This is a genomic window from Actinomycetota bacterium, from assembly GCA_012837825.1.
Taxonomy (GTDB): Bacteria; Actinomycetota; Humimicrobiia; order Humimicrobiales; family Humimicrobiaceae; genus Humimicrobium.
On record DUQM01000003.1, the window covers coordinates 1 to 10,101 of the forward strand.

A 10,101-nucleotide genomic window follows, 5' to 3' on the forward strand; every position below is an offset into this window, starting at 1 on the left:
GAATTTTTAAGCCTGGATATTGGAGATATTATAGGGGTGCAGGGAAGAATATTCAAAACCCATACGAATGAACTGACAATAAATGTTGCAGACTTTGTCCTTCTTAGCAAATCTTTAAGGATTTTTCCTGAAAAATGGCACGGACTAAAAGACAAGGAAACCAGATACAGGCAGAGATATCTTGATTTCATTGTAAATCCAGATGTAAAAAAAGCTTTTCTTATAAGAATAAAGATGATAGAGGCATTCAGGGAATTTCTTAATAAAAGAGGTTTTCTGGAAGTGGAGACACCAATGCTTCAGCCTATTCCCGGAGGAGCAACTGCAAAACCATTTGTAACCCATCATAATGCCCTGGGCATGCAGCTTTATCTCAGAATTGCGCCTGAACTTTATCTCAAGAGACTTGTGGTTGGCGGTTTTGAAAAAGTTTTTGAGATTAACAGAAATTTTAGAAATGAAGGTATTTCTTATAAACATAATCCTGAATTTACAATGCTTGAATTTTATCAGGCTTTTTCCAATTATAATGAGCTGATGGATCTTACCGAAGAGCTGCTAAAATATGTAGCTTTAAAAGCTTCCGGGTTGCTGAAATTTGACTACAGAGGAAGAGAAATTAATCTGGATGGCGAATGGGAAAGAATTACCATGATTGATTCACTTGAAAAATATGCGGGGATAAATGTTTCTTTTGAGCAAAGTATTGATGAGCTTAAAAATATTGCGAAAGAAAAAGGTATAAAAATTGAGGATGACGCTGGAAAAGGAAAAATAATTAATGAGCTTTTTGAGAATTTTGTTGAGGATAAACTGATAAATCCTACTTTCATAAAAGACTATCCTGTTGAAATATCGCCTCTTGCTCGAAAGAAACAGGATAATCCCGAGCTGACTGAAAGATTTGAACTTTTCATGGGAGGGGAAGAAATAGCAAATGCCTTCTCCGAGCTTATAGATCCGAGAGATCAGTTTGAAAGATTCAAGATGCAGGTTAAAAGCAAGGATGAAGAAGAGAGAATCACAGGGAAAATTGACATTGATTTTCTTAGAGCGCTGGAATACGGAATGCCTCCAACCGGCGGTGAAGGAATTGGAATAGATCGATTTGCAATGATTCTCTCAGGCAGTCAGTCAATAAGAGATGTAATTCTTTTCCCGCTGATGAAGCAGGAAAAAGATATTTAACTCATTAGCCGGTCTGATATCTTACTGTTTTATATTTTGCCCAATTTAAATTTTATGATCAAAAATGTTATAATCGGCTTGTAATTTATTATAAAACTATTTTTAGTTTTGTTTAAAAGATTTGTATATTCATAATTTTTATTTTTAAATAGGCAGGTTTTAATGATTTGTGATAATTGTAGAAAAAATGAAGCTTTTATCCATTTTATTACATTCGGTAATAATGGCGAGCTTCAGAAGATAAATCTTTGCAGGGAATGTGTTAAGGATTTTTCCTTTTTAAATGATGCCGCGGATGACAGCAGGAAGGAAAGTCCGCTGTTTAATGTTCTTGCAATTGATCTGGGACATTTAATAGACGGAAGCTACCGGGATGAAGGACAGGGCCGGAATGAATTAAGCCTTAATGTCAGGGAAAATAAAAGGTGCAGCAATTGCGGTGTTTCTATTGCCCGGGTGAAAAAGTCAGGGAGGCTTGGCTGTCCCAAATGTTATGAAGATTTCAGGGTTGAGCTCAATCCCTTCATAAAGATTATACAGTCGGGCATTGAACACAAAGGAAAAATTCCGCTTAATTGCAATAAAAGGCTTAAAATTGAAAAGAAGATCAAAGATCTGAAATTCAAGCTTGAAGAGCAGATAATAATTGAAAATTTTGAAGAGGCCGCAAGATTAAGAGATAAAATAACAAATCTTCAGAAGCAGCTTCATCTGACAGGCAAAAGAAACAAGAAATAAATGGAAGATAAAAATATAGATTTAAAAAATTTAACTGATACAGTCTGCCGGCATGGCAGCCCGCCCAGGCAGGATATTGTATTGTATAGTTCTGCTTATATTTACAGGAATGTTTCCGGATATAAATTTAATGAAGCGAATGACAGAACCGAAAAGGAGAATATTCTTTTTCAGATCCAGGAAGCAAAGAACTCCATCAGGTTTCTGAATAATTTCAAGTTTTATTATGTAAGAGATATTCCCAGGATACACAGGCAGCTCCTGATGGACAAGAGGCTGATTTCCTCTTCAATGATACAGAAAATTGCCGGTAAAGGAATAATAATTCAATCTGAACCGGCAGATAATAAAAAATTAATTGCCATCATTATCAATGAAGACGAACATCTTAAGATACAGTGTCATATGCCGGGGATAAAGGTGAGGCAGTGCTATAAGGAAATCATAAAGATAGAAAAAAAACTTGAAAAGAAATTAAGTTTTTCTTTCAGCCAGAATCTCGGCTATCTTACATCAAATCCTTCTGTGTTGGGAACGGGGCTTAAAGTTGAGATTCTTGTGCATCTGCCCTCGCTTGTAATCAGTACAAAGATAATAGATTTTATCAAGAATTTAAATCAGACAGGATATGGAGTAAGCAGTTATATAGCGGAAAGCAATGAAATAATAGGGAACCTGTTCAGGATTTCAAATCTTGCAACACTTGGCAAAAATGAGGAAAGCATAATTGAGGAACTCAATGCCATAGCGCATAATATTATTGAAGAAGAAAATAAAGCAAAGAAAGAAATAGGCTCAAATATTAACTTTATAATTGAAGATAGCGTATACAGGTCATTCGGTATGATAAAATATGCAAAAGTGCTTTCATTTGAAGAAGCTGTTGAGCTTCTTTCAATTATAAAGTTCGGCATGGATCTCAGGATAATTGATGAAGTCAGATATTTTGATTTTTACAGATTAATTGAGATGATTACAGATTCCAATATAGAGCTTAACCATATAAAGAATAAAAAAGCATCAATGGATGAAATAGATTTTGTGAGAGCATGTGTTGTAAGAGACGAAATACTTAAAAATAGCAATGCTGATCCGGAATCAGCAGATTTCGGGAAAGTGGATCAGGGTGATACAAATGTTTGAAAGATTTACAGAGAAAGCCAGAAAAGTAGTTGTAAAAGCGCAGGACGAAGCAAGATTCTTAAAGCAGAATTATATCGGGACAGAACATATACTTCTTGGTCTTCTTGGTGAGCAGGAAGGCATTGCTTCAAAAGTCCTGATAGAGATGGGTTTCTCGGGAGAGGAAATAAAACTTGCCGTTAAAGCGGTAGTGACTGAGGGTTCTTCTGACTCATATGAACATATTCCTTTCACGCCAAGAGCAAAAAAAGTCCTGGAGCTTTCTTTAAGGGAAGCTCTTCAGATGGGCCATAATTATATCGGGACAGAACATATACTTCTTGGTCTTCTCAGGGAAGGTGAAGGGGTTGCTGCCAGGGTTCTTAATAGCATGGGAATAAATCTTGATAATACCAAGGAAATAATAAAGGAAGTACTTAGAAAATATCCTTTTTATACCGCGAATGGTGGTTTTTCCGGCACAAAGACACAGAAAAAAGTTCTGAAAACACTCAGCCAGTTTGGAAGAGATTTATCCGGCCTGGCAGCTGAAGGCAAGCTGGATCCGGTTGTGGGAAGGGAGAAGGAAATAGAAAGGATCATGCAGATACTTTCAAGAAGAACTAAAAATAACCCTATGCTTATTGGTGAATCGGGAGTAGGGAAAACGGCTATCGTTGAGGGCCTTGTACAGTATATCGCGACAAAAGAAGTACCGGCAAATCTTCAAAATAAAAGGATATTTACTCTTGATCTCGGCTCTATTATTGCAGGCTCAAGATACAGGGGAGATTTTGAGGAAAGATTAAAGAAAGTGCTTGCTGAAATAAAGGAAGATGGTGAAATAATTATTTTTATAGATGAAGTCCACAATCTTGTAGGGGCAGGAGCGGCGGAAGGTGCTATTGATGCGGCAAGCATTTTAAAACCAATGCTTGCAAGAGGAGAAATCCAGACAATTGGAGCTACAACCATAACCGAATTCAGAAAATATATAGAAAAAGACAAGGCTCTTGAAAGAAGATTCCAGCCAATTTATGTAGATGAACCATCTATATATGAAACCATAGAAATACTTAAAGGATTAAAAGAAAGATATGAAAATTTCCATGAAACAACAATAACCGATGATGCAATAGTTGCAGCAGCAAAATTATCATATCGTTATATTTCGGACAGATTTCTTCCAGACAAAGCTATAGATCTTATAGATGAAGCTGCTTCAAGAGTAAGGATAAGAAGCATAATGACCCCGCCAAACCTGAAAGAGATAGATCTGAAAATAGTCAACATAATAAATGAAAAGGAATCTGCAATTGAGAATCAAGATTTTGAGAAGGCAGCTGAATTGCGTGACCGGGAGAAGAAACTTTTAAAGGAGAAGAATGAAATAACGGAATCATGGAAAAGGTTGGAAAAATCTGGCAAGGAAAAAGTAGATGAAAATGAAATAGCGGAAGTACTTTCCAACTGGACCGGAGTACCTGTATATAAAATGACTGAAAAAGAAACCGAGAGGCTTATGCACATGGAAGACAGTCTCCACAAAAGGGTTATCGGCCAGGATGAGGCGATTATTACAGTTTCGAAAGCAATAAGGCGTTCCAGGTCAGGGTTGAAAGACCCCAAAAGGCCTATAGGATCATTCATGTTTCTTGGTCCTTCAGGAGTAGGCAAAACTGAGCTGGCAAAAACCATAGCTGAATTTTTATTCGGCAGGGAAGAAGCGCTGATCCAGGTGGATATGTCGGAATATATGGAAAAACATTCTGTTTCAAAACTTGTCGGCTCACCCCCGGGTTATGTGGGTTATGAGGAAGGCGGGCAGCTAACGGAATCAATAAGGAGAAAACCATATAGTGTTATTCTGTTTGATGAGATTGAGAAAGCGCACCCGGATGTATTTAATATACTTCTTCAGATATTTGAAGACGGACATCTTACTGATTCCCAGGGCAGAAGAGTTGACTTTAAAAACACAGTAATAATTATGACTTCAAATCTGGGAGCAAAAGAGATACAGAAAAACAATCCATTCGGTTTTCAGAAAAATGATAATGAAGAAATATCTTATAATGAAATCAAGAACAAAGTTTTAAGCGAATTAAAAAATACATTTAGACCTGAATTCTTAAACAGACTGGATGAAATAATCGTATTCCACAAGCTTAAAAAAGAAGAGGTGTACAAGATTATTGATCTAATGATTGCAAGAGTTCAGAATCAGCTTGAAAATCAGGGTATCAGTCTTGAGCTGACAGTTTCCGCGAAGGATCTTCTGATAGAAAAAGGTTTTGATCCCGCGATGGGAGCAAGACCGATGAGAAGGGCTATTCAGACACTGATAGAAGATCCCATATCTGAAAAAATAATAATTGGGGGAATAAAGCCGGGCAGCAGCATAAGGATAAATGCTGAAGAAGATATGCTGAAATTCGATATTGATGAATTCTTTAAATCTACACTGAAAGTATAGTAGTTAATTTTATTTTTTTACTATTACTTATTTCTTGATTTATTGTATTATTATTATCTGTAATCAGCATTTAAGTATTATTTTTAAAAATTACATAAAAACATTTGATTTTTTAATATGAATGCCAAAGAAGAAGAGCTTCTCCTAAAATGTCTTAAAAGAGTTGCACCGGGAACAGGTCTCAGGCTTGGAATTGAGTATATACTCCAGGCAAAAACAGGCGCTCTTCTTGTGCTTGGGGATTCTGAGGCTGTTCTTAAAATAGTTAATGGCGGATTTTACATCGGCTGCAATTATGGTCCCGCAAAGCTGTATGAGCTGGCAAAAATGGACGGTGCAATTATTCTGAGTTCCGATACAAAGAGAATTCTTTATGCCAACACCCATCTTTTCCCTTATCCTGATATTCCCACATCAGAGACAGGGACAAGACATATTACAGCTGAAAGAACTGCCAAGCAAACCAAAGAACTTGTCATTTCCATTTCACAAAAAAGAGATGCAGTCACTCTGTATATAGAAAATATAAAATATATTCTTGAAGAACCGAGAATAATTCTGTCCAAGGCCAACCAGGCTCTGCAGACACTCGAAAAGTTCAAGTCAGGTCTTAACCACCTGCTTCAGAATCTTACTATAAGGGAACTTGAAGGAATAGTAACTCTTTTTGATGTAGCCAGTGTTTTCCAGAAAGCGGTTATTGTTCATAAGACGGCAAAGGAAATGAATAAATATATAACTGAGCTTGGTACGGATGGAAGGCTTCTGAAAATGCAGATGGCCGAACTCATGGACAATGTTGAAGACAGTTATGTGAAGATTATAAAGGATTATATTACCGATGATGTCAAAACTGAGCCTTTGAAATTAAAAGACAAGATACTAAGCATGGAATCCGATGAGGTTTCTGATCTGGAATCCATTATGGAATTTCTTGGCTATAAAAAAGAAGAAAATCCCATTGAGCATAATGTACATGCAAGAGGCTACAGGATAATTTCCGAGGTAATAAGATTGCCACAGGGGATAATTGCTAATATAATCAATAAGTTTAAAAATCTTAAAAACATAATGGAAGCTGATGTAGAAGATCTTGCTGATGTAAACGGGCTTGGCAAGGTCAAAGCGAAAACCTTTTATGACAGGCTTAAAAAGTATTCAGAATATTATTTTTATAATGAAATATACAACGGTAAGGGAGGGCTCGATACCAGAATAAATTTATAATTTGAAATAATATTGGTAGGTTTTTATGGTTTTACTCATATTTAAAGTAGTTTCTCTTATTGTTGGTGCTGGTGCCGGATATTATTTGGTAAATATTTTTTTAACAGATTACCTTAAAGGTAATTTTTTATTAATAGGACAAATTACCGGAATCATAATTTTTGCATTTTTAGGTTATTTATTTGACACTTTGACAGGCAGGCGCATCATAAAAGATGTAACTGAAGTTGACAGGCATCTCAAAAATATTCCCGGCAGTAATCTGATAATCGGGCTTGCTGGCCTGGCTACAGGAATAGTGCCGGGTCTTGTATATGTTGCATTAAGATCCATTCCTTTCGCAGGAGTTTTTATACCTGTTTTTGTTGTGCTGATTTTTTCATATGCAGGAATAATACTTGCTTTAAGAAACAAGGAACTGCTTGTAACAATTTTTAAGTTAAATAAAAAAGATACAGAATACACAGGTATTTCAGATAAAGAAAAGACTGCCATGATTGTAACAGAGGGCGGTAAAAAACTTGTCGGCAGGGAAATAGAGATCCTTATTACCGGAATTCTTAAGACTCCTGCCGGTCGGATGATTTTTTCAAAAGCAGCAAATGGAGAATAATGAATCTTGGAATAATCACAGCGGCGGGCAAAGGCACAAGGTTAAGGGCAAATATCAATAAACAATTCATTAAGTTATGCGGAAAGCCAATTCTTGCGCATACAATAAATGTTTTTCAGAAATCAGAGCTTATAGATGAAATATTTATACTTGTTCCGGCTGAATATATTGAGTATACCCAGAAAAATATTATAAATAAATTTGGGTTTAACAAGGTTACAAGACTTATAATCGGGGGAGAGACAAGGCAGGAAACAGTAAGCAATGCCCTGAAATTTATTCCCGACAAATGTGAAATGGTGTCGGTTCATGATGGCGTGAGGCCTCTTATTTATTCGGCTGATGTGGATCTGCTTTTCAGGAAGCTTGTGGAATTCAATACAGAAGATACTGAAGTCAGAGGTGTCATACTTGCAGCTTCTGCATATGAAACAATAAAGCAGATAAACGATTCTGACGGCTGTATAAGAACTATCCCGAGAGAAACTGTCTATCATGCCCAGACACCCCAGACTTTTTTTAAAGATGCTCTTATAGAGGCATATAAGCATGCGGAAACAGATAATACTATGGCTACAGATGATGCGATGCTTGTTGAAAAAATAGGATATAAAGTTAAGATAATAAAGGGGAATCACGAAAATATAAAGATAACGACTCCTATTGATCTGTTTCTTGCAGAACTGATTATTTCTAAAAACGGCATACATTAAAAAGGAATTTTATAATGTTTAGGATAGGAATAGGTTATGATGTCCACAGGTTTACAGATGACAGAGAACTAATACTGGGTGGTGTAAGAATTGATTATAAGAGAGGTCTGGCAGGGCATTCAGATGCAGACGTTCTTATACATGCAATTAATGATGCCATTCTGGGGGCATGCTGTCTTGGAGATATAGGAACTTATTTTCCGGATACTGATAATGCTTATAAAAATATATCCAGTCTTGTCCTTCTTGAAAAGGTAGTCGGGATGATGAAAGAATGCGGTTACAGCCTGGTTAATTGTGATAATATACTTATTCTTGAGAAGCCCAGAATAGCTCTGTATATCCAAAGAATAAGAGAAAAACTTTTCAAAATACTTGAAACTGATATAAACGCAGTAAGCGTAAAAGCAACCACTACTGAAAAGCTTGGGTTCTGTGGAAGAGAAGAAGGAATAGCTGCGCAGAGTGTGGTTCTGCTTAAAAAAGTGAAAAAAATTTAAAAAAATTACGATCTGAAGGCAGCAGTGGATTTTTTATTTTAAAACAATAATTATTGTAATCAATGATCTGGATTTGTTAAATGGGAAAAAAGGAAAAATACAGAAAAGAGATTAGATTCCGGTTTGCACCTTCCCCAACCGGAGGACTTCATATTGGAACTGCAAGAACGGCATTATTTAACTGGCTTGCTACAAGGAGTATGGACGGAAAGCTTGTTTTAAGAATTGAAGATACGGATCTTAAAAGATCCAGCAGTGAATTCGAGAGCTCAATAATAAATGATTTAAAATGGATGGGGCTTGAATGGGATGAATTTTACAGGCAAAGTGAAAGGCTTGAAATTTATATAAAAGAAGCCGGAAGGCTTATTGAAGGAAAAAAAGCTTACAGGTGTTTCTGCAGCCCTGAAAGGCTTGAAAATCTTAAGAACTCGCTGATTTCAGAAGGGAAACCGTCGGGATATGATAACAAATGCCGCGATTTGAGCGAAAGTGAGATAGAAGAGAATATAAAAAATAATAAATCGTATACAGTCAGATACAGGGTTGAACCCGGTGAGATAATTTTCAATGATATCATCAGGGGCGAAATAAGATTTTCTTCAGATGTTATAAGTGATTTTGTGCTGATAAAATCAGACGGCACTCCTTCATATAATTTTGCTGTGGTTGTAGATGATAATGATATGAGGATTTCACATGTTCTGCGGGGTGAAGACCATATAACCAATACTGCAAGACAGATAATGCTTTTCAAGAGTCTGGATTATGAGATTCCTGAATTTGCACATCTTTCAATGATTCTTGGAAAAGATGGCTCCAAATTAAGCAAAAGGCATGGCGCAACTACAATTACACAATACAGGGAAGAAGGTTACCTGAAGGAAGCAATTGTAAATTATCTTTCCCTGCTTTCATGGACTCCAAGAACAGGAGAAGAATTGTTTGCTCCGGAAAATATCTTTGAAAAATTCAGACTGCAGGACGTTTCAAAAAATCCGGCGATATTTGATATTGATAGATTAAACTGGATAAATGGAAACTATATAAGGATGAAAAATGACCGGGAGCTTGAGAAGCTTCTTCTCCCGTTTTTATCCATGGAAAAAAACGGCCTGCCTTCAGAAGAAGATAATTTAAAAATATATAAGTTAATTGACGCTTTTAAGGATAAAATAAAAACATTAAAGGAGTTTTATCCTCTTGCAAAAGATTTTTTTATTACAGAAATGACTTCCTATGATGAAGAAGCAGTTGAAATTATAAAGACAGAGACAGCAGGTATGGTAATTAACCGGTTTGAGTCTGAAATAAAAAGGCATAAAGAAGAATCAGGGAATGAAATCAGCGAGGAAGAAGCAAAAGAGATCATTAATAAAATCAATCAGGAGCTTAAGGAATTCAATATAAGAGGCAGGTTTCTTTATATGCCCATGAGGACGAGCATAACAGGCAGTGTTCACGGGCCGGAGCTTCCGAAGGTTGTTTCAATACTTGGAGCAGATGATTGCCTGAAAAGAATAA

Annotated in this window: 9 protein-coding genes; all 9 read left to right on the forward strand. The window is 36.3% G+C overall.

Annotated elements, in window-relative coordinates:
* Nucleotides 1-1,188, forward strand: a 1,188-nt coding sequence (lysS, locus tag GXZ93_00320; protein ID HHT78239.1) for a lysine--tRNA ligase, incomplete at its 5' end; no start/stop codon positions are given.
* A 162-nt stretch (nucleotides 1,189-1,350) separates the two neighbouring features.
* Nucleotides 1,351-1,926: a hypothetical protein gene (locus tag GXZ93_00325; GenBank protein ID HHT78240.1), complete on the forward strand. Its 576-nt coding sequence runs from the start codon at nucleotides 1,351-1,353 to the stop codon at nucleotides 1,924-1,926.
* The gene (locus GXZ93_00330) at nucleotides 1,927-3,069 is read left to right on the forward strand and encodes a hypothetical protein (GenBank protein HHT78241.1); all 1,143 of its coding nucleotides are present in this window, start codon (nucleotides 1,927-1,929) and stop codon (nucleotides 3,067-3,069) included.
* Nucleotides 3,062-5,524, forward strand: a complete 2,463-nt coding sequence (locus tag GXZ93_00335) for an ATP-dependent Clp protease ATP-binding subunit (protein HHT78242.1) — start codon at nucleotides 3,062-3,064, stop codon at nucleotides 5,522-5,524. The genes GXZ93_00330 and GXZ93_00335 overlap by 8 nt, the downstream gene beginning before the upstream one ends.
* Before the next feature lie 117 nt (nucleotides 5,525-5,641).
* A complete protein-coding gene (gene disA, locus GXZ93_00340) occupies nucleotides 5,642-6,751 on the forward strand; it encodes a DNA integrity scanning protein DisA (protein HHT78243.1) in 1,110 nt (369 codons plus the stop codon).
* A 25-nt stretch (nucleotides 6,752-6,776) separates the two neighbouring features.
* A complete protein-coding gene (locus GXZ93_00345; protein HHT78244.1) occupies nucleotides 6,777-7,364 on the forward strand; it encodes a hypothetical protein in 588 nt (195 codons plus the stop codon).
* Complete coding sequence (ispD, locus tag GXZ93_00350; protein ID HHT78245.1) at nucleotides 7,364-8,077, forward strand: 2-C-methyl-D-erythritol 4-phosphate cytidylyltransferase; 714 nt, start codon at nucleotides 7,364-7,366, stop codon at nucleotides 8,075-8,077. The genes GXZ93_00345 and ispD overlap by 1 nt, the downstream gene beginning before the upstream one ends.
* A 14-nt stretch (nucleotides 8,078-8,091) precedes the next feature.
* Nucleotides 8,092-8,577 (forward strand): 2-C-methyl-D-erythritol 2,4-cyclodiphosphate synthase, encoded by a 486-nt coding sequence (locus tag GXZ93_00355; GenBank protein ID HHT78246.1) that lies wholly within the window; start codon nucleotides 8,092-8,094, stop codon nucleotides 8,575-8,577.
* Between the two features lie 80 nt (nucleotides 8,578-8,657).
* On the forward strand, nucleotides 8,658-10,101 hold a 1,444-nt coding region (locus tag GXZ93_00360), incomplete at its 3' end, for a glutamate--tRNA ligase (GenBank protein ID HHT78247.1).